Genomic DNA, 17,931 nt, shown 5'->3' on the forward strand with positions numbered 1-17,931 from the left:
TATTACATCTGCTCCAGCGTGTGGTGTAATAAAGGCGCACACCGGTGTCGGCGTGCTAGGAAGGTGGTTATGAGCCCCGACGGCGAGCGCATCGGACATGCTCTGCGGACAGCGGCGTCCCAGCACAGCATGGCTGCGGACTCGGGCGCCCTGACCACTCGCCGCAGCGTCGTTCAGGGCCTGCGTTCCGCCGGCGAACCGGTCACCGTGACGGAGCTCGCCGCGCGACTGGACTTGCACTCCAACACGGTCCGCAACCACCTCGAATCGCTCGCCGACGACGGCCTCGTGATCCGCACGCGGGTGCGCACAGGCGGTCGCGGCCGGCCCAGCACCCAGTACGCGCCCATTCCTGGCCGGTTGTTCCCCCTCGACGAACTGGCGACCGAGCTCAAGGTCGCCCTCACCCAGGCGGAAGCCGATGCGATCGCCAAGTCCGCTGCGGAATCCTGGACCCCAGGATCGACCTACGCACGCCCGGCGGACGACCTCGACCAGGCCGTCGACAACGCCGTCGCCGCCTTGCAGGACGTGGGATTCGACGTCAGCCGCAACCGCATTGGCGACGAGATCACCATGACCGGCTGCCCCTATGCCGAGCTCATCACCGACAACCCTCAGATCTGCGCCATCCACGCAGAACTGGTGCACTCCGTCCTCGAGTCTTCCGAGCAGCCGGTGAGGCTCAGCGGCGTCGACGTCTGGGTGCGCCCCGGCGTGTGCCGCGCCCGCCTGACCCGCCCCGATGTCCAGCCCGTCTTTTCCATCCCGAGCAGTCCCACCACCCCCAATAGCCCCGCCACCCTGTAGGGGCCCCCTCCACGCCCCGTCCCACCGAGGAGCATGCATGACCACCACCGAACCCGCCGACACCTCGATCGCCGGCAGCTTCCTGATCAATGCGGGAAGGTTCCTTCACAAGGGCGAGGTCAGCGACGACCAGCGCACCGTGACCCTGGACGGCGGCCGCGATTCCGACGTCTTCTACCGCGACCGCTGGAGCCACGACAAGATCGTCCGCTCGACTCACGGCGTCAACTGCACCGGATCGTGCTCCTGGAAGGTCTACGTCAAGGACGGCGTGATCACCTGGGAGACCCAGCAGACCGACTACCCGACCACGGGCCCCGACAGCCCTGAGTACGAGCCCCGCGGCTGCCCCCGTGGCGCCGCCTTCAGCTGGTACACCTACTCGCCCACGCGCGTGAAGTACCCGTACATCCGCTCGACCCTTCTCGAGGCGTACCGCGCCAAGAAGGCCCAGCACCCCGACCCCGTCGACGCCTGGGCGGCCCTTCAGGACGATGCGGTGGCCAGGACGGGCTACCAGCGCGCCCGCGGCAAGGGTGGCCTGGTGCGGGTGTCGTGGAAGGAGGCCAAGGAGATTGTCGCGGCCGCCCACGTGCACACCGTCAAGCGCCACGGCCCCGACCGCGTCTTTGGCTTCTCCCCCATCCCCGCCATGTCGATGGCCTCGCACGCCGCTGGCAGCCGCTTTATCTCGCTGCTCGGCGGCTCGATGCTGTCGTTCTACGACTGGTACTGCGACCTTCCCATCGCCTCGCCGCAGGTCTTTGGCGACCAGACCGATGTGCCCGAGTCGGCTGACTGGTACAACGCGAGCTACCTCATCATGTGGGGCGCGAACGTCCCCGTGACCCGCACCCCTGACGCCCACTTCATGACCGAGGCCCGCTACCGCGGCCAAAAGGTCGTCACCGTCTCCCCCGACTACGCGGACAACACCAAGTTCGCCGACGAATGGCTCAACCCCCACCCGGGCACCGATGGTGCGGTCGCGATGGCCATGGGCCACGTGATCCTCAAGGAGTTCTTCATCGACCGGCAGGTGCCGCGCTTTGTCGACTACGTCAAGCGCTACTCCGACCTGCCGTTCCTGGTCTCCCTGCGCGAGCACGAAGGCTCGTGGGTTCCCGACAAGTTCGTCACGGCCGCCGACATGGGCGACACGAGTGAGAACGCGGCCTTCAAGACGGTCCTCATCGACGCCGAGTCCGGCGAACTCCGCGTGCCCAACGGCACGCTGGGTGATCGCTACGGGGAGCAGGGCGAGGGCAAGTGGAACCTCGACCTCGAGGGCATCGACCCAGCCCTGTCGCTCTACGGAGCGACGGGTACCGAAAACGTCGAGGTCATGCTGCCGCGGTTCGACGTGAACCAGGACGACAACGAGGGCGGCTCGGCGCATCGGCGCGGTGTCCCCACCGGCACCCTCGAGACCACCACGGGCGAGCGCAAGGTCACCACGGTGTACGACCTCATGCTCGCCCAGTACGGCGTGGGCCGCGACGGCCTGCCCGGCCAGTGGCCCACCGGGTACGACGACCCCGAGCCCTACACGCCCGCGTGGCAGGAAGAGATCACGGGCGTCAAGGCCTCGCTGGTCGAGCGCGTGGGCCGCGAGTTCGCCGACAACGCCGAGAAGTCCGGCGGCCGCTCGATGATCATCCTTGGCGCAGGCACCAACCACTGGTACCACTCGGACGAGACGTACCGCACATTCCTCGCCCTCATCACCCTCACGGGCTGCCAGGGAGTCAACGGCGGCGGCTGGGCCCACTACGTGGGCCAGGAAAAGTGCCGTCCGCAGACCGGCTGGGCGGCTCTCGCCAACGCCCTCGACTGGTCGCGCCCGCCGCGCCACATGATCACGACCGCTTGGGCGTACACCCACACCAACCAGTGGAAGTACGACGGGCTCGGGCCCGAGGCGATCGCCTCTCCCCTGGGCAAGGGCATGTTTGCCGGCAAGTCGATGATCGGCACGCTGGCGCAGTCGGCCCGCTCGGGCTGGATGCCGTCGTTCCCCTCGCTCAACGTCAACTCGCTCGACCTCGGTGACGCCATCCAGGAATCTGGTCAGACGCCGGCAGAGTACCTGGCACCTCGCCTCAAGAGCGGCGAGATCAAGTTCGCTATCGAGGACCCCGACGCTGAAGAGAACTGGCCCCGCGTCCTCACCGTGTGGCGTGCCAACCTGTTGGGAAGTTCCGCCAAGGGCAACGAGTACTTCTTGCGGCACCTGCTCGGCACCGACCACTCGGTCGACGCCGACCAGACCCCCGAGCAGCGCCGCCCCGACGAGGTTACGTGGCGCGACGATCCGGAGGGCGGCAAGCTCGACCTGTTGGTCGACATCGACTACCGCATGACGTCGACCGGCGTGTTCTCGGACGTGATCTTCCCGGCCGCCACCTGGTACGAGAAGCACGACCTGTCGAGCACCGACATGCACCCGTTCGTCCACGCCTTCACGCCGGCCATCTCGCCGCCGTGGGAGACCAAGTCCGACTACGACACGTTCCAGGAGCTCGGCCGTGAGGTCAGCCGTCTGTCGGTGGGCCACCTGGGCAAGCGGCACGACCTGGTGTGCGCGCCGCTTCAGCACGACACCCCTGACGCGATGGCGTTGCCCGGTGGCGTGGTGCGCGACTGGAAGGACGAGGGCACCGACGTCATCCCTGGCGTGACCGCGCCCAAGTTCGTGGTGGTCGAGCGCGACTACCTCACGCTCGGCGACAAGATGGGGGCCATTGGCCCGCTCATCGAGAAGCTCGGCACCGCGACCAAGGGCGTGAAGTTCAACCAGTCCCCCGAGATCGAACTGCTCGGTCAGGTCAATGGCGTGATCGCCGACGGCCCCATGGCCGGGCGCCCGTCCATCCTGACTGCGGCCGAGGCCTGCGAGATGATCCTCGCCCTGTCGGGCACCACCAACGGCCGCGTCGCCGTCGAGGGCTTCCGCGACATGGAAAAGCGCACGGGACAGCGCCTGGCAGACCTCGCCGAGGACAACGAGGGCAAGCGCATCACGTTCGCGGACACCCAGTCCCGCCCGGTGCCCGTCATCACGAGCCCCGAGTGGTCGGGTTCCGAGCACGGCGGCCGGCGCTACACGGCGTTCGCTATCAACGTCGAGCGCCTCAAGCCCTGGCACACTCTCACGGGGCGCCAGCAGTTCTTCCTGGACCACGATTGGATCACCGAACTGGGCGAGCAGCTGCCCACCTATCGGCCGCCGCTGAACATGGCACGCATCTCTCAGGATGGTCCGCAAGCCGATGCGGCATCGGTCGCCGTTCGCTACCTCACCCCCCACTCGAAGTGGTCGATTCACTCGAACTACCAGGACAACCAATACATGCTGTCGTTGTCCAGAGGCGGCCCCGACGTCTGGATGTCCGTCGAGGATGCCCAAGCGATTGGCGTCAAGGACAACGACTGGATCGAGGCGTACAACCGCAACGGCGTGGTCGCGGCCCGTGCCGTCGTGTCTCACCGCATGCCGCCCGGCACGGTGTACATGTACCACGCCAAGGACCGGCTGGTGGATGTGCCGCTGACCGAACGCTCCGGCAAGCGAGGGGGCATTCACAACTCGCTCACAAGGCTGATCCTCAAGCCCACCCACCTCATTGGCGGCTACGCGCAGTTCGCGTTCGCCTTCAACTACTACGGCCCCACAGGCAACCAGCGTGACGAGGTCACCCTCATCCGTCGCCGCGACAACCAGGAGGTGCAGTACCGATGAAGGTCATGGCTCAAGTCGGCATGGTGATGAACCTCGACAAGTGCATCGGCTGTCACACCTGCTCCGTCACCTGCAAGCAGGCCTGGACCAACCGCGACGGCGTCGAGTACGTGTGGTTCAACAACGTCGAGACCCGCCCCGGTCTGGGATACCCGCGCACGTACCAGGATCAGGACAAGTGGAAGGGCGGTTGGGAACTCGACAAGCGGGGACGCCTGAAGCTCAAGCAGGGCGGTCGCCTCAAGCGACTCGCCTCGATCTTCTCCAACCCCCTGCTGCCCGAGGTGGGCGACTACTACGAGCCGTGGACGTATGACTACGACACGCTCCTGAACTCCCCCAGCACTGAGCACACGCCCGTCGCCACGCCCAAGTCGGCGCTGTCGGGCGAGGACATGAAGATCCGCTGGTCGGCCAACTGGGACGACAACCTGGGCGGCGCCCCCGAGTATGCCCCTCAGGACCCGGTCATCCGCAAGATCAAGGACGACGTCACGGATCGCGTGAAGTTCGAGTTCGAGCAGGCGTTCATGTTCTACCTGCCGCGCATCTGCGAACACTGCCTCAACCCGGCCTGCGTGGCCTCGTGCCCGTCCGGCGCGATGTACAAGCGAGTCGAAGACGGCATTGTGCTGGTGGACCAGGACAAGTGCCGCGGGTGGCGCATGTGCGTGACCGGCTGCCCCTATAAGAAGGTCTACTTCAACCACAGCACTGGCAAGGCCGAAAAGTGCACGCTGTGCTACCCCCGCATCGAGGCCGGCCAACCCACGGTCTGCTCCGAGACGTGCGTGGGCCGCCTGCGCTACCTGGGCCTGTTCCTGTACGACGCCGACCGCGTCACGGAAGCGGCCGCCACGCCCAACGAGCAGGATCTCTACGAGGCCCAGCTCGACCTCATCCTCGACCCGAACGACCCTGAGGTGCAGGCACAGGCCCGCAAGGATGGCATTCAGGAAGACTGGCTCGAGGCGGCCAAGAAGTCGCCCGTGTACAAGCTCGCCAAGGAATACCGCGTCGCGCTTCCCTTCCACCCTGAGTACCGCACCATGCCGATGGTCTGGTATATCCCGCCGCTATCGCCCATCGTCGACGCCCTGCGCGAGACGGGCAACGACGCGGAGGACGCCGACAACCTGTTCGGTGCGCTGCGCAGCCTGCGCATCCCGGTCGAGTACCTCGCGGAACTGTTCACCGCTGGCGACGTGGGACCGGTGCTGCGTTCGCTCGACACCCTGTCCGCGATGCGCTCCTACATGCGCGACCAGAACCTGGGCGATACGGCCGATGCGTCTCTCGCCGAGCGCGTGGGACTCACCGAGGCGCAAATGCTGGCCCTGTATCGCCTGCTCGCCATCGCCAAGTACGAGGACCGCTACGTGATCCCCTCGGCTCACGCCGAGGTGGCCGCGGACCTCGACGCCATGGGCTGTGCGCTCGACGAAGAGGGTGGTCCCGGTCAGTACGCCGCGCCCCCCGGGCCCCAGAAGGTCTCCGCCGAGAGCTTCCACCTGCTCAAGGCCGTGGAAAAGGAACAGCGCGAGCCGGTGTCGGTGACGTCGACACGCACCGACCTTCCGCATTGGAATGGCAAGGGCGTTGCGATGGGCATGCCGAAGGTGAGGAAGGCTGATGACTGAGACGATTGCCGCCGCCCGCCTGGCTGCGGCCTGGCTGCTGTGGTACCCGGACGAGGAACTGCTGGGTCGCCTGGACCAGATCGAAGCGGTCGCCACTCAGGCCCCGCCCAAGGTCTCCGAGCCGCTGTTGCGCTTCACGCAGCAACTGCGTGAGGGCGACCTGACCGACCTGCAGCGCCAGTACGTCGCGACCTTCGACACCAAGCGAAGGGCCTGCCCGTACCTCAGTTACTGGACCGACGGCGACACCCGCAATCGTGGCCTCGCACTACTGCGCTTCAAGCAGGCTTATCTGAGCCACGGCTACGAGTTGGGCCCCGAGGAGCTGCCTGACCACCTGTCGGTGGTGCTTGAGTTCGCCGCCCGTGGCGACGTGCTCACCGGAGAGGCGCTGCTGGTCGAGCATCGTGTCTCGATCGGGTTGCTGCGCGAGGCGCTGACCTCGTACGGCTCACCCTACGCAGACGTGGTCGAGGCCGTCCTGGCCACTCTGCCGGAGATCACCCCTGAGATTCGCGACCGCATGGCCACCCTGGCCCGCATGGGCGCGCCACAGGAGGCCGTCGGCCTCGATCCCTTCGCCCTCGTGCCCAACCTTGAACCCACCGGAGGCCGTCGATGAACGCCCTCGCTGTCCCGCTCGACGCCACCGAGTTCCCAGAGCCCAACGTCGCCAACGAACTGCTGTGGATTGCACTGCCGTACGTGTGCGTCGCGATTCTCATCGTGGGGCTGGTGTGGCGCTACCGCTACGACCAGTTTGGTTGGACCACCCGTTCGAGCCAGTTGTACGAGAAGCGCCTGCTACGCATTGCGAGCCCGCTGTTTCACTTTGGCTTTCTCGCGGTCATCGCCGGCCACATCCTTGGCTTGATGATCCCCGAGTCATGGACCGAGGCGATCGGCATTTCCGAGCACACGTATCACCAACTCACGGTGCCGCTGAGCCTCACGGCCGGCGCAGCAACCGTCGTGGGCCTGGCACTGCTGATCTACCGCCGTCGCACCGTGACCCGGGTGCTCGAGCGCACGAGCGTGAGCGACAAGCTCATGTACGTCTTCCTGGGGCTCACCATCCTGCTGGGCGTGCTGGTGTCGTGGTATGCCTCGGGCATCTTTGGCGAGGGCCACAACTACCGCGCCGATGTGGCGGTGTGGTTCCGCTCCATCCTCATGTTCCAGCCGCAGCCGGAGGCCATGGCAGCAGCGCCCATGATCTTCCAGCTGCACGTCGTCGCCGGGTTCCTCATGTTTGCCCTGTGGCCCTTCACCCGGCTGGTGCACGTGTTCTCGGCGCCCATCCAGTACCTCGCACGCCCCTACATCGTGTACCGCAAGCGCGAGTCGCACCCCACGGGTTCGCGTGCCCCGCGCCGCGGCTGGGAGCCGTCGCGCAGGGATTGAGGCCGCCACCCGACTCATTGCCGCGTCCCGACTGCTGCGAGGCCACGGCAATGAGTCGGCAACATGCCCCGACCTACACTGACAAGAGTCCCCGAGGAGGTATCGCGTGAGCGATCTGGCAGGCCTCAGCGCCGTGGTCATCACGGTGTCTGACAGGCGCGCGCGTGGCGAGGCCGACGACACCGCCGGCCCGGCGATTGCCGATGCGCTGGCTGGCCAAGGCGCGCACGTCACCACGCGTGTGGTCCCTGACGGGGTCGACAGCGTGCGCATGGCACTCGAGGCCGCGATCGCGCTCGGCGCACGCGTGGTGGTCACGACGGGCGGCACGGGAGTGGCCCCCCGCGACCTCACACCCGAGGCCACCGCGCCGCTCATCGAGCGCGACCTTCCCGGGGTCGCGGAACTGCTCCGCCGCGAGGGAGCGCAGTCCACACCCGCCGCCGCGCTCAGCCGCGGCCGTGCAGGGCTTACCGCGGGACCACGGCCGGCCCTCGTGGTCAACCTCCCCGGCTCGCAGCGGGGTGCGAGCGAGGGCATCGCGACACTGCTCACCGTGGTGCCACACCTGCTCAGCCAGGTCGATGGAGGCGATCACTGATGACCGTCGCCTTCGCCCGGATCAGCGACGCTCCCCTGTCGGTCGACGCGCACATTGCCGCCGTCACCGGCCCCACCCATGGCGCTGTCACCACCTTCTTGGGCCAGGTGCGCGACCACGACCCCTCCGTCGAGGGCGAGGTCACGCACCTGGATTACTCCGCGCATCCCGATGCCCAAGCGATCCTCGCGCGGATTGTGCGCGAGGTGACGGGCGCATCGGCCTTTCCCGTGAGCGTGGCCGCCACGCACCGCATTGGGCTGCTCGCCGTGGGCGACGCGGCCATCGTGGTCGCCGCTGCGGGCTCGCACCGCGCAGAGACGTTCGAGGTCTGCCGCGAGGTGGTCGAGCGGGTCAAAGCCGAGGTCCCCATCTGGAAGCGTGAGATTCTGCGCGACGGCACGCACACCTGGGTAGGCATCTCGTGAATGACAAGCGCCACCCCGGGCTGACTGACCGCTTTGGTCGGGTCCACCGCGACCTGCGCATTTCGCTCACCGACCGCTGCTCGCTGCGCTGCACGTACTGCATGCCGGCAGACGGGGTGCCGTGGCTCGCGCGCGAGACCATGCTGAGCACCGATGAGTTGGTGCGCATTGCACGGGTCGCCGTCGAGATGGGGATCGACGAGATTCGGCTCACGGGCGGCGAGCCGCTGCTGCGGCCCGACGTAGTCGACGTGGTGGACCGGCTCGCGCACCTGAGCGGCCCGCTGGGCCGCCCCGAGATCTCGCTCACGACCAACGGGCTGCGGCTGCCGTCGCTGGCCGATGCGCTCCACGACGCCGGGCTCACCCGCGTCAACGTCTCGCTCGACACCTTGCGGCGCGACCGATTCCACGAGCTCACCCGGCGTGACAAGCTCACCGAGACGCTCGCGGGCATCGAGGCCGCGCATGCGAGCGGCATGAAGCCCATCAAGATCAACGCCGTCGCCATGCGGGGGGTCAACGACGACGAGATCGTCGACCTCACGCGGTTCTGTGTCGAGCGTGGCTACCAGATGCGCTTTATCGAGCAGATGCCGCTGGACGCGGGCCACACGTGGGACCGCCAGCAGATGGTCACGGGCGAGGAGATCCTCGCGCAGTTGACCGAGCATTGGACGCTCACCGAGCGTGGCGATCGGGGTGCCGCGCCTGCTCAAGTGTGGGACATCGACGGCGGGCCGGCCTCGGTGGGCGTGATCGCCTCCGTCACGGCGCCGTTCTGCGGCACGTGCGACCGGGTGCGGTTGACCGCCGACGGCCAACTGCGCGCATGCCTGTTTGCTCGCAAGGAGTCAGACCTGCGCGCGCTCGTGCGCTCCGATGCGACCGATGAGGACCTCGCCGCGGCCATCGCGGCGTGCCTGCAACTCAAGCAGCCGGGGCACGACATCGACGACCCCGGCTTCTTGCAGCCCGACCGACCCATGAGCGCGATCGGCGGATAACGGGACCAAAGTCCCGCCACGCGTCCCGCATCTGCGGCGATATGGTTTATTCCATGCCGCATCTGAGAATCTCCGAGGCCGCCGCGCTCGTCGGCGTCTCCGACGACACCGTCCGCCGGTGGATCGACACCGACTCCATCCCCACCACTGTCGACGGCTCGGGCCGCCACCTGATCGACGGCGTGGACGTCGCCCGGCTCGCGACCCAGCGCGCCCACGCCGCGCCCGACGACACGGGGGTCGCCCGCTCCGCGCGCAACACGTTTGTGGGCATCGTCACCGCCGTCACCTCGGACGTCGTGATGAGCCAGGTGGAGATGCAGTGCGGGCCCCACCGAGTGGTCTCGCTCATGAGCACCGAGGCCGTGCGGGACCTGGGACTGGTGCCCGGCTCCGTTGCCACCGCAGTCGTCAAGGCCACCACCGTCATCATCGAACGATCGGACAAGTCATGAAGCGCACACTCGTCACGGGCCTCGCGGCGGCCGCCACGCTGCTCACCCTCGCAGGATGCTCCGCCGCCGACGCGGACCAGGCAGCCACCGACACCCCCGCCCCCGCCCCCGACGAGCGGGTGCTGACGGTCTATGCCGCCGCATCGCTCACCGAGGTCTTCGGCGACCTCGAAGCCGCCTACGAGGCCGCCCACCCCGAGATCGACGTGGTCACGGTCTTCGGTGGTTCCTCCGAACTCGCGGCAACCATCCTGGAGGGTGCGCCCGCAGACGTGTTCGCCTCGGCCAACGAGAAGCAGATGGACGTCGCACTCGAGGAGACCGCCGCCGAACCTCGCATCTTTGCCACCAACGTTCTGACGGTCATCGTCGAACCGGGCAACCCCCTGAACATCACAGGTCTCGGGGACCTCGCTCGCGAAGACGTGGTGTCGGTGGTGTGTGCGGAGCAGGTGCCCTGTGGCGCCGCGACGGTGAAGCTCGCCGACCTCCAGGGCATTGCCCTCGCGCCGTCCTCGCAGGAGAACTCGGTGACCGACGTCCTGGGCAAGGTCGCTTCCGGGCAGGCCGATGCGGGGGTCGTGTACGTCACCGACGTCGCCCGCTCCGAGGATGTCGAGCAGGTCACGATTGACGGAGCCGATGCCGCCATCAACCTCTACCCCATCGCCCCACTCACGAACGGCGACTCCCCCGACCTCGCGCAGTCGTTCGTCGACCTCGTGCTGTCCGACGAGGGCCAGGAGACTCTCGCGGCGGCAGGCTTCGGAGCGCCGTGACCTCAGCAATGCCGCGCTGGCTGGTCCCGCTGGCGCTCGTCGCGGCCTCGGTGGTGCTGCTGCCGCTGGCCGCGACAGTGGGGCGGCTCGAGTGGTCGCGCTTGCCGGAACTGCTGACCTCGGAATCCGCCGTCTCCGCGCTCACCCTCAGCCTCGGCACCGCAGCCGTGACCACTTGCCTGTGCCTGCTGCTCGGGGTCCCGTTGGGTTACGCGCTGGCCTCGTGGCACTCGCGCCTCAAGCCCGTGGTGCGCGCACTGGTGCTGGCGCCGCTCGTGCTGCCGCCCGTCGTGGGCGGCCTTGCACTGCTGTACGCCTTCGGGCGCCGCGGCCTGGTGGGCGAGCACCTCGAGGCATGGGGCATCTCCCTCGCCTACACCACTGCGGCCGTCGTGCTCGCCCAGACCTTTGTCGCCATGCCGTTCATGGTGCTGTCGGTGGAGTCTGCGGTCGGGGCCCGCACTGGGCATCACGAGTCGCTCGCCACCACCTTGGGGGCGTCCCGTTCGACCACCCTGTGGCGCATCACGCTGCCGGCGCTCAGGCCCGCTCTCGTGACCGGCACGGTGCTGACGTTTGCTCGCGCGATGGGCGAGTTTGGCGCGACGCTGACCTTCGCTGGCTCTATGCCTGGCGTCACCCGCACGTTGCCGCTCGAGATTTACCTGCAGCGCGAGACCGATGCCGACGCGGCCGTCGCGCTGTCCGTGCTGCTCGTGGCCGTGGCCGTCACCGTGGTGGCGCTCGCCTACAGGCCGCTCGCCCAGCGCGCCACGCCTCACAAGGCGGCACGATGAGCCTCGACGCGCATGTGGTGGTGCGCGAGCGCGGCGTCGACGTCGCGCTCACCGTCCCCCAGGGCGAGACGCTCGCCCTCCTTGGCCCCAACGGGTCCGGCAAGTCCACGGTGCTGGCGGCGCTGGCAGGGCTGCTGCCTGGCAGCAGCCTGTCCGGCCAGCCCGCGCATCGGCCGCGCATGGCGCTCGTCACCCAGGGCGAGGACCTGTTCCCCGCCATGTCCGTCCTCGACAACGTCGCCTTCGCCTCGCGCGCCGGCGGCGCCAGCAGGGCCGATGCGCGGGTTCAGGCCGCGGATTGGCTCGCCAGGGTGGGGCTTGAGGACATGGCGCGCAGGCGTCCTACGCACCTGTCCGCCGGGCAGGCCAGGCGCGTCGCGATCGCGCGCGCGCTCGCCTCACGGCCGGCCGTGCTGCTGCTCGACGAGCCGCTCGCCGGCATCGACGTCGAGGCCGCGCAACAGGTGCGCGACCTGCTCGCGAGCGTGGCAAGCGACGTCACCACGGTGATCTCGACACACGACGCCCTCGACGCACGATTGCTCGCGCAACACGTCATGGTGCTCGACGCGGGCACGGTCGCCGAGCACGGCGCCACCGACGAAGTGCTCGCGCGGCCCCGTACCCCCTTCGCCGCACGGGTCGCCGGTCGCCTGCTCCTTCAGGGACGGGCCGAGCCTGGCGCGATGGTCATAGCATCGGGGGCACGGGTGAGCGCGGACACCTCAGGCATCGCGGACGGCACCCTGGCGCTGATCGCGATCTCGCCCCTCTCGGTGCGCTTGGTCGCGTCCGGCACCCCCGGAGCCCTCGACGACGAGGTGGTGTCACTCGAACCACGCGGCGACGCCGTGCGAGTACGAGGGCGGCACCTCGCCGCAGACATCGACGTGGCGGAACTTGCGGTGAGCCCAGGCCAAGCGGTCGCGTTTGCACTGCCGCCCGGTCTCGCGGCGTACGAAGCCTGACTCGACTGTAAGCGACGGGCGCTGGTCAGCCGCCCGCGAAGGGCGGCAACACGTCGACGAGTTCGTCGCCGATGGTGTGGTCGTCGTCCACCCGGTGGCCGCCCACGACGATCGCGCACTGACGCAACACCCGCGAGAGGTCCTCGCCGTGGAGCTCGACGAGCGCTGCACGGAGTTCACCCACCGTGCCCGCGTCGACGGTGGTCTGTTCGGTGCCGGCGGCCTCCGCGGCCGCGGCGAAGAGTCGAACGGTGGTCATCATCCAGGCATCTCCTGAGTCCATCGCTGGGCGAGGGCCGATGCGCTCGCGCAGGCTTCCTCGAGGCTCGCGCCCTTGGCCACGGCGTAGCCGATGAGGTAGGTCGTCAACGGCGCCGCGGGCCGGGCCACCGAGTGCGCCGCATCACGTGCGACGTCCAGCAGCGCGTCGGGATCGACGTGCGCTAGATCGAGTCCCAACTCCTGCGCCACGGCGTCGGACCAAGATTCGAGTTGCGTGCTCGCCATCGTCACCACTTCCCTGTTGTGCGTCTCACCATGGATTGTCTCGCAGTTCGCGCACGTCGGCCCACGTGTCGGCGTCGAGCGCGGCGCCCGGCTTGATGGGCACACGCGTCACCGCCAGCCGCGACACCAACAGGCGCATGGATGCCCCGGCGGGCGACCCGAGCCGTGCAAGAGATGACTCGAGCGCGGCGCGGCGGTACACGGCGAGCAACGGCTGATCCTTGCCGTCCTCGTCGACCGCGATGGCCGCCTCTGCGCTGTCGATCGCGGCGAGCAGGTCGGGCACCGCTGCACCGGCTCGCGGAGCGTCCACGGCGAGCACGAGCACCGTGTTTACTCCCCCCGCAAGGGCGCTCAGGCCAGCCGCAACTCCGGCGACCGGGCCGCCACCGGGAGGATCCTCTCGCGTGGAGATGATGCCAAAGCGCTCGATGGGAGGGCCCACGACCGCGACGGCGCGCGCCCCGGCCGTCGCGTCGAGCGCGTGGGCCATGAGGGTGCGACCCCCCACGTCGATGCCGCCCTTGTCGACTCCCCCGAGCCGTTGCGCGCGGCCACCGCTGAGGATGATCGCGTCGAAGGCCCTCATGAGCCTGCGGGGCGTTCCCAGGTGCCGGACTTACCGCCCTCTTTCGCGAGCAGGCGCACCTGACGAATGCTGGTGGACTTGTCGAGCCCCTTGACCATATCCACGACGTTGAGCGCGGCAACGGACACCGCCGTCAGCGCCTCCATCTCGACGCCCGTGCGGTCGGCGGTCGACACCCGCGCCGTGAGGCGCACGCCGCTGTCCTCGACCACGGCATCGAGGGTGACACCATGCACGCCGATCACGTGCGCGAGCGGCAGCAACTCAGGGGTGCGCTTGGCCGCAGCAATGCCGGCGATCCGCGCGACGGCGAGCACGTCGCCCTTGGGCACCGCGCCGTCCCGGAGCGCCTCCACCACCAACGGAGCGCACTCCACGAAGCCCTCGGCGACGGCAGCGCGCACGGTGGGCTGCTTGTGGGTCACATCCACCATGTGCGCCTGGCCTGATCCGTCCAAGTGCGTGAACTCGCTCATCTGCTCCACCTCACGATCCTCACCGTAGTGCCTGCCTCCACGTGCTCGACGTGGGCCGGCACATCCGCCAGCGCCTGGGCCTGCGCGAGACTCGCGACCAGGTGCGAGCCTGATCCGCCCGCCGTCGCGGGGGTCACCGCACCCGGCTCCACCCAGCGCACGGGCATGAGCTGGCGACGCCCCTCAGGGCTGCGCCACCCGTCCACGACGGTGGCGTGCTCGGTGACCTCGCCTGTGACACGCCCTGCAAGCCGATCCAGCATGGGGCGCACGATCATCGCGAAGCTCACCAGCACGCTGACGGGGTTGCCCGGCAGGCACACGATGGGCGTGCCATCGAGCACACCCACTCCCTGCGGCTTGCCCGGCTGCATCGCTACCTTGACGAACTCGACGTCGCCGCCCGACAGCGCGGCCTTCACCACGTCGTAGGCGCCCACGGACACGCCTCCCGTAGTGATGATCAGGTCGGCGTCGACGCCGGAGAGGGCATCGCGCAGCCCCGTGGGATCATCGCTCGCCCGCGGCAACACCACGGGAACGCCACCAGCCTCACGGACCAAGCCCGACAGCAGCGTGCCATTCGAGTCGGGAATCTGCCCGGGCTCCAGCGCGGTACCCGGCTCGACGAGCTCGTCCCCCGTGGTGAGAAGGGCCACGCGCGGCGCACCCACGACGGCGACGTGCGACACGCCCACGGAGGCGAGCGCCGCCAGCGCCGTCGCACTCATCGCCGCTCCGGCACTGACCACCACGTCGCCCACCGCGCAGTCCTCGCCCGCGAGGCGCACATGCCTGCCCTGCGGCACTGCCGCAGTGATGGCGACCGTCTCGAGACCCCCATCGGTCATCTCTACGGGGACCACCGCATCGGCCCCATCGGGCACGGGCGCACCGGTCATGATCCGCCAGGCGCCGCCAGGCGCCAAGACACCCGGTGCACCACCCGCAGCGGTCTCCCCCGTGACAGGCATGGTCACCGGAGCACCGTCACGAGCCTGCGCCACCTCTGCGGCCCTGACCGCATACCCGTCCATCGCCGAGTTGTCGAAGACGGGGCTCGCGCTCACGGCAACGTGATCGACGGCGGCGACGGTGCCCCATGCCTGAGCCAACGGCACCGTGACGGGGGCAAGCGGCGCGACGAGGCTCAGCGCGTGGGCGACGTGCTCGTCGAGATCACGCACGGGCCTGCTCCGAGGACACGGCGCTCCGGGGCGCCGCCGGGGCCAGGGCGATCTCGCGCCAGCGGCCCGTGCGCGCGTCGACCACCGCGAGCGTGCCCGCGAGGGCGGTACCCGTCCCCGAGGCAATCTTGAGGGCCTCGGTGGCGAGCGCCGCGCCCACCTGACCGCACAGCGGGCCCAGCACGGCGCCACCCTCGCAGGTGTCGAGGTCGGGGCCCGGCTCCTCGGGGAATAGGTCGCGCATGCGTGCGTCGCCCGTGAACACCGTGACCTGGCCGTGCCACCCGCTCACCGCTCCCCAGGCGACGGGGATGCCCAACTCTTCTGCCGCATCGGCGATCAGGTGTCGCGTGTGGAAGGTGTCCGTGCCGTCGACGATCACGTCGTGTCCGGCCAGCAAGTCCTTGGCGTTGTGCTGATCGAGCCGCACGAGCTGCGGACGCACGTCCACTCCGGGGGCGATCAGGCGCAGCGCCCGCACGGCCGCGTGCACCTTGGGCCGTCCCACGGAGTCAGGCCCAAAGAGAATCTGGCGGTGCAGGTTGGTGACGGAGACGTGGTCGGCGTCAATAAGCGTGAGCCGCCCCACGCCGGCAGCGGCCAGATACTGCGCGACCGGGCAACCCAGGCCACCCACCCCCACCAGCGCGACCGACGCCTGTGACAGCGCCTGCTGCCCGCGGGCACCAAAGCCCGTCAGCGCACGCTGGCGCACGAACGGGTCCAGACCCGGCGAGTCAGAGGGAGAGGGCGTCATCGAAGCGATCCGCGATGATCTCGAGCAAAATCGGATGGGGAGCGAGCGGCGCGCTGACGTAGTCGGCGCCCGCCTCAGCGAGCCGGTTCTGGAACAGACCGGGCGAGAGCAGGTAGGACGCAACAGCCACGATCCCATCCTCCCCGTTTTCGCGCGCAGAAGCCACCGCCTCGGCAACCGACGGCTTGGGCCCCGCCGCAAAGCCGATGCGCACGGGCCCTTCCCAGCGCGAGCGCAGCATTTCTGCCGCGGCATCGGTGTCGGCTTGGGAACGGGGATCGGACGAACCAGCCGCCGCAAGCACGAGCGTGGCATCGTCGGGCACACCCGCTTGGCGCACCCGGTCCAACACAATGTCGATCAGGCGAGAGTCGGGTCCGAGCGCGGGCGCGGCCACAATGTCGAGCCGGTCCTTCACCGCCCGCGCGATGTCCACGTGCACGTGATAGCCGCCACCCAGCAGCAGCGGCACCACGACGGCTGCGGCCCGCTCGCTCGCGGGAATGGCGGCGACCACGTCATCAATGGTGGGTTCCTGAACGTCGACAAAGGCCTCCCTGACGTCGATCTCCATGGCCTCACGCACCTGCTGAAGGATGGTCCGCACCGTCTCTTGGCCCTGGGCGCTACGCGTGCCGTGGGCGCAGCCAATCAGGATGGCGCTCATGCGACGCTCACCGCCAACGCGTAGCCGCGCTTGACGACGGTGCGCACGAGGGTGCGCGATCCCGCGTTCTCACGAAGCCGGTTGATCGCCGCCTCCACGGCATGCGGGCCCGCCTGAGCACCGGGCAGCAGTTCGCTGAGCTGTTCACGCGTGAGCACATTACCTCCAGCCTTCGCAAGGGCCCGGAGAATCTCCAAGCCGGTGGGGGTCAGCGGTAGCACCCTGCCGTCGAGCACCGCGGCGCTGGCCCTCATCACGAGCTGCCCTTCAGGGGTAGCGATGCCGACGGCGTTCTCGCTGTAGTGCTTGACCAGTTCGCGCACGAGTGCGCCCAACCTCCACCGGTCCGGGTAGGAGGTGGCCAAGCCCATGTCTTCCAGCGGCGCGGCCGTCACCGGTCCCACCGACGCGAGCACCAGCTCGCCGGAACCTGACCGCTGGCGCACCACCTCGAGCAGGCCCGCGTCACGCACGCCGTCGATCCAGGCCTCCGCGCCGGGAGCCGAGGTGAACAGCACGGCATCGACCTCGCCAGCGGCGGCCGCCTTGATGCACTCTTGGTGCGGCACCGGGTCCGCCGGCAGACCCCAGCCGTAAATGACCAGGGACTGAACCGTCGCGCCGGCGTCCTCGAACGCCTCGTCGAGCCCGTCCGAGCCGTTGCCGTGGTGCTGCACGGCGACCCGCAGTCCATCGACGCCCTCAGCCAGCAGATAGTCGCGCAGCTCCGCAGCCGTCTCGGTTTCGGCCACCCAGTCCGCCTCTAGGCCGTTCTGCTGGATGGCGCCGCGGGCCTTAGGGCCGCGGGCAATGAGCCGCGCGCCACGCAACACCTCAAGCAGGTCCTCTGCGATCCCCGCGGCATCGGCGGCCTCGATCCAGCCACGAAACCCAATGCCAGTGGTGGCGACCACCACATCGGGCGGCGCCGCAATCAGCGCCCGTGTGTCTTTGATCAAGCGCTCGTCGTTCAAGTGCGGCACGGTCGACAGCGCGGCAGCGAAGCGCACCTGCGCGCCTCGTCGCTCGAGCGCGGCCGCCAACTCTCGCTTGCGTCGATCCGCCGTGATGACCATCACGCAACCGGCAAGCGGCTCCCCCACGTGGCTCACGTCCG

General features: G+C 69.0%; 20 protein-coding genes. 12 read left to right on the plus strand and 8 right to left on the minus strand.

Going from position 1 to position 17,931, the window contains the following annotated elements; genetic code table 11:
* Window positions 1-69: 69 nt before the first annotated feature.
* The 12 genes from ACK5NO_RS12845 to ACK5NO_RS12900 all read left to right on the plus strand — a co-directional run bounded on the left by ACK5NO_RS12845 (window position 70) and on the right by ACK5NO_RS12900 (window position 12,631).
* A complete protein-coding gene (locus tag ACK5NO_RS12845) occupies window positions 70-810 on the plus strand; it encodes a helix-turn-helix transcriptional regulator (protein ID WP_416813075.1) in 741 nt (246 codons plus the stop codon).
* Window positions 811-847: 37 nt separating this feature from the next.
* A complete protein-coding gene (locus ACK5NO_RS12850; RefSeq protein WP_416813076.1) occupies window positions 848-4,552 on the plus strand; it encodes a nitrate reductase subunit alpha in 3,705 nt (1,234 codons plus the stop codon).
* Entirely contained in the window at window positions 4,549-6,192 is a 1,644-nt protein-coding gene (gene narH / locus ACK5NO_RS12855) for a nitrate reductase subunit beta (RefSeq protein ID WP_416813077.1), read from the plus strand. The genes ACK5NO_RS12850 and narH overlap by 4 nt, the downstream gene beginning before the upstream one ends.
* On the plus strand, window positions 6,185-6,814 hold the full coding sequence (gene narJ / locus ACK5NO_RS12860) for a nitrate reductase molybdenum cofactor assembly chaperone (protein ID WP_416813078.1): 630 nt from the start codon (window positions 6,185-6,187) through the stop codon (window positions 6,812-6,814). Before narH ends, narJ begins: the two co-directional genes overlap by 8 nt.
* Window positions 6,811-7,596 (plus strand): respiratory nitrate reductase subunit gamma, encoded by a 786-nt coding sequence (gene narI, locus ACK5NO_RS12865; protein WP_416813079.1) that lies wholly within the window; start codon window positions 6,811-6,813, stop codon window positions 7,594-7,596. The genes narJ and narI overlap by 4 nt, the downstream gene beginning before the upstream one ends.
* Window positions 7,597-7,702: 106 nt before the next feature.
* Window positions 7,703-8,197 (plus strand): MogA/MoaB family molybdenum cofactor biosynthesis protein, encoded by a 495-nt coding sequence (locus tag ACK5NO_RS12870; protein ID WP_416813080.1) that lies wholly within the window; start codon window positions 7,703-7,705, stop codon window positions 8,195-8,197.
* Complete coding sequence (locus ACK5NO_RS12875) at window positions 8,197-8,625, plus strand: molybdenum cofactor biosynthesis protein MoaE (protein ID WP_416813081.1); 429 nt, start codon at window positions 8,197-8,199, stop codon at window positions 8,623-8,625. The genes ACK5NO_RS12870 and ACK5NO_RS12875 overlap by 1 nt, the downstream gene beginning before the upstream one ends.
* Window positions 8,622-9,632: a GTP 3',8-cyclase MoaA gene (gene moaA / locus ACK5NO_RS12880; protein WP_416813082.1), complete on the plus strand. Its 1,011-nt coding sequence runs from the start codon at window positions 8,622-8,624 to the stop codon at window positions 9,630-9,632. The genes ACK5NO_RS12875 and moaA overlap by 4 nt, the downstream gene beginning before the upstream one ends.
* 53 nt (window positions 9,633-9,685) lie before the next feature.
* Window positions 9,686-10,087 carry a TOBE domain-containing protein gene (locus ACK5NO_RS12885; RefSeq protein WP_416813083.1) on the plus strand — a complete coding sequence of 134 codons (402 nt, stop codon included), beginning with the start codon at window positions 9,686-9,688 and terminating at the stop codon, window positions 10,085-10,087.
* Window positions 10,084-10,866 carry a molybdate ABC transporter substrate-binding protein gene (modA, locus tag ACK5NO_RS12890; protein WP_416813084.1) on the plus strand — a complete coding sequence of 261 codons (783 nt, stop codon included), beginning with the start codon at window positions 10,084-10,086 and terminating at the stop codon, window positions 10,864-10,866. Before ACK5NO_RS12885 ends, modA begins: the two co-directional genes overlap by 4 nt.
* Window positions 10,863-11,663 (plus strand): ABC transporter permease, encoded by an 801-nt coding sequence (locus ACK5NO_RS12895; RefSeq protein ID WP_416813085.1) that lies wholly within the window; start codon window positions 10,863-10,865, stop codon window positions 11,661-11,663. Before modA ends, ACK5NO_RS12895 begins: the two co-directional genes overlap by 4 nt.
* Window positions 11,660-12,631 (plus strand): ABC transporter ATP-binding protein, encoded by a 972-nt coding sequence (locus tag ACK5NO_RS12900; RefSeq protein ID WP_416813086.1) that lies wholly within the window; start codon window positions 11,660-11,662, stop codon window positions 12,629-12,631. Before ACK5NO_RS12895 ends, ACK5NO_RS12900 begins: the two co-directional genes overlap by 4 nt.
* A gap of 25 nt (window positions 12,632-12,656) precedes the next feature.
* Here the strand turns inward: ACK5NO_RS12900 and ACK5NO_RS12905 are convergent, their stop codons facing one another.
* Genes ACK5NO_RS12905 through ACK5NO_RS12940 form a run of 8 tightly spaced genes read right to left on the minus strand, consistent with a single transcriptional unit; the run spans window position 12,657 to window position 17,926 of the window.
* Entirely contained in the window at window positions 12,657-12,890 is a 234-nt protein-coding gene (locus ACK5NO_RS12905; protein WP_416813087.1) for a MoaD/ThiS family protein, read from the minus strand.
* Window positions 12,890-13,138 (minus strand): DUF6457 domain-containing protein, encoded by a 249-nt coding sequence (locus tag ACK5NO_RS12910; RefSeq protein WP_416813088.1) that lies wholly within the window; start codon window positions 13,136-13,138, stop codon window positions 12,890-12,892. Before ACK5NO_RS12910 ends, ACK5NO_RS12905 begins: the two co-directional genes overlap by 1 nt.
* 25 nt (window positions 13,139-13,163) lie before the next feature.
* The gene (mobA, locus tag ACK5NO_RS12915) at window positions 13,164-13,727 is read right to left on the minus strand and encodes a molybdenum cofactor guanylyltransferase (protein ID WP_416813089.1); all 564 of its coding nucleotides are present in this window, start codon (window positions 13,725-13,727) and stop codon (window positions 13,164-13,166) included.
* Window positions 13,724-14,203, minus strand: coding sequence for a cyclic pyranopterin monophosphate synthase MoaC (moaC, locus tag ACK5NO_RS12920; protein ID WP_416813090.1), 480 nt, complete (start codon window positions 14,201-14,203; stop codon window positions 13,724-13,726). Before moaC ends, mobA begins: the two co-directional genes overlap by 4 nt.
* Complete coding sequence (gene glp / locus ACK5NO_RS12925) at window positions 14,200-15,390, minus strand: gephyrin-like molybdotransferase Glp (RefSeq protein ID WP_416813091.1); 1,191 nt, start codon at window positions 15,388-15,390, stop codon at window positions 14,200-14,202. Before glp ends, moaC begins: the two co-directional genes overlap by 4 nt.
* Window positions 15,383-16,147 carry a HesA/MoeB/ThiF family protein gene (locus ACK5NO_RS12930; protein ID WP_416813092.1) on the minus strand — a complete coding sequence of 255 codons (765 nt, stop codon included), beginning with the start codon at window positions 16,145-16,147 and terminating at the stop codon, window positions 15,383-15,385. The genes glp and ACK5NO_RS12930 overlap by 8 nt, the downstream gene beginning before the upstream one ends.
* Complete coding sequence (locus ACK5NO_RS12935) at window positions 16,128-16,814, minus strand: sirohydrochlorin chelatase (protein WP_416813093.1); 687 nt, start codon at window positions 16,812-16,814, stop codon at window positions 16,128-16,130. The genes ACK5NO_RS12930 and ACK5NO_RS12935 overlap by 20 nt, the downstream gene beginning before the upstream one ends.
* Window positions 16,811-17,926: a uroporphyrinogen-III synthase gene (locus tag ACK5NO_RS12940; protein WP_416813094.1), complete on the minus strand. Its 1,116-nt coding sequence runs from the start codon at window positions 17,924-17,926 to the stop codon at window positions 16,811-16,813. The genes ACK5NO_RS12935 and ACK5NO_RS12940 overlap by 4 nt, the downstream gene beginning before the upstream one ends.
* Between the last annotated feature and the right edge of the window lie 5 nt (window positions 17,927-17,931).

The organism is Demequina sp. (genome assembly GCF_047975725.1).
Classification (GTDB): Bacteria; Actinomycetota; Actinomycetes; order Actinomycetales; family Demequinaceae; genus Demequina.

Coding starts and splice junctions, on each gene's coding strand:
- ACK5NO_RS12845 (WP_416813075.1), top strand. CDS start 70: ATGAGCCCCGACGGCGAGCGCATCGGACATGCTCTGCGGACAGCGGCG.
- ACK5NO_RS12850 (WP_416813076.1), top strand. CDS start 848: ATGACCACCACCGAACCCGCCGACACCTCGATCGCCGGCAGCTTCCTG.
- narH (WP_416813077.1), top strand. CDS start 4,549: ATGAAGGTCATGGCTCAAGTCGGCATGGTGATGAACCTCGACAAGTGC.
- narJ (WP_416813078.1), top strand. CDS start 6,185: ATGACTGAGACGATTGCCGCCGCCCGCCTGGCTGCGGCCTGGCTGCTG.
- narI (WP_416813079.1), top strand. CDS start 6,811: ATGAACGCCCTCGCTGTCCCGCTCGACGCCACCGAGTTCCCAGAGCCC.
- ACK5NO_RS12875 (WP_416813081.1), top strand. CDS start 8,197: ATGACCGTCGCCTTCGCCCGGATCAGCGACGCTCCCCTGTCGGTCGAC.
- ACK5NO_RS12885 (WP_416813083.1), top strand. CDS start 9,686: ATGCCGCATCTGAGAATCTCCGAGGCCGCCGCGCTCGTCGGCGTCTCC.
- modA (WP_416813084.1), top strand. CDS start 10,084: ATGAAGCGCACACTCGTCACGGGCCTCGCGGCGGCCGCCACGCTGCTC.
- ACK5NO_RS12900 (WP_416813086.1), top strand. CDS start 11,660: ATGAGCCTCGACGCGCATGTGGTGGTGCGCGAGCGCGGCGTCGACGTC.
- ACK5NO_RS12905 (WP_416813087.1), bottom strand. CDS start 12,890: ATGACCACCGTTCGACTCTTCGCCGCGGCCGCGGAGGCCGCCGGCACC.
- ACK5NO_RS12910 (WP_416813088.1), bottom strand. CDS start 13,138: ATGGCGAGCACGCAACTCGAATCTTGGTCCGACGCCGTGGCGCAGGAG.
- mobA (WP_416813089.1), bottom strand. CDS start 13,727: ATGAGGGCCTTCGACGCGATCATCCTCAGCGGTGGCCGCGCGCAACGG.
- moaC (WP_416813090.1), bottom strand. CDS start 14,203: ATGAGCGAGTTCACGCACTTGGACGGATCAGGCCAGGCGCACATGGTG.
- ACK5NO_RS12930 (WP_416813092.1), bottom strand. CDS start 16,147: ATGACGCCCTCTCCCTCTGACTCGCCGGGTCTGGACCCGTTCGTGCGC.
- ACK5NO_RS12935 (WP_416813093.1), bottom strand. CDS start 16,814: ATGAGCGCCATCCTGATTGGCTGCGCCCACGGCACGCGTAGCGCCCAG.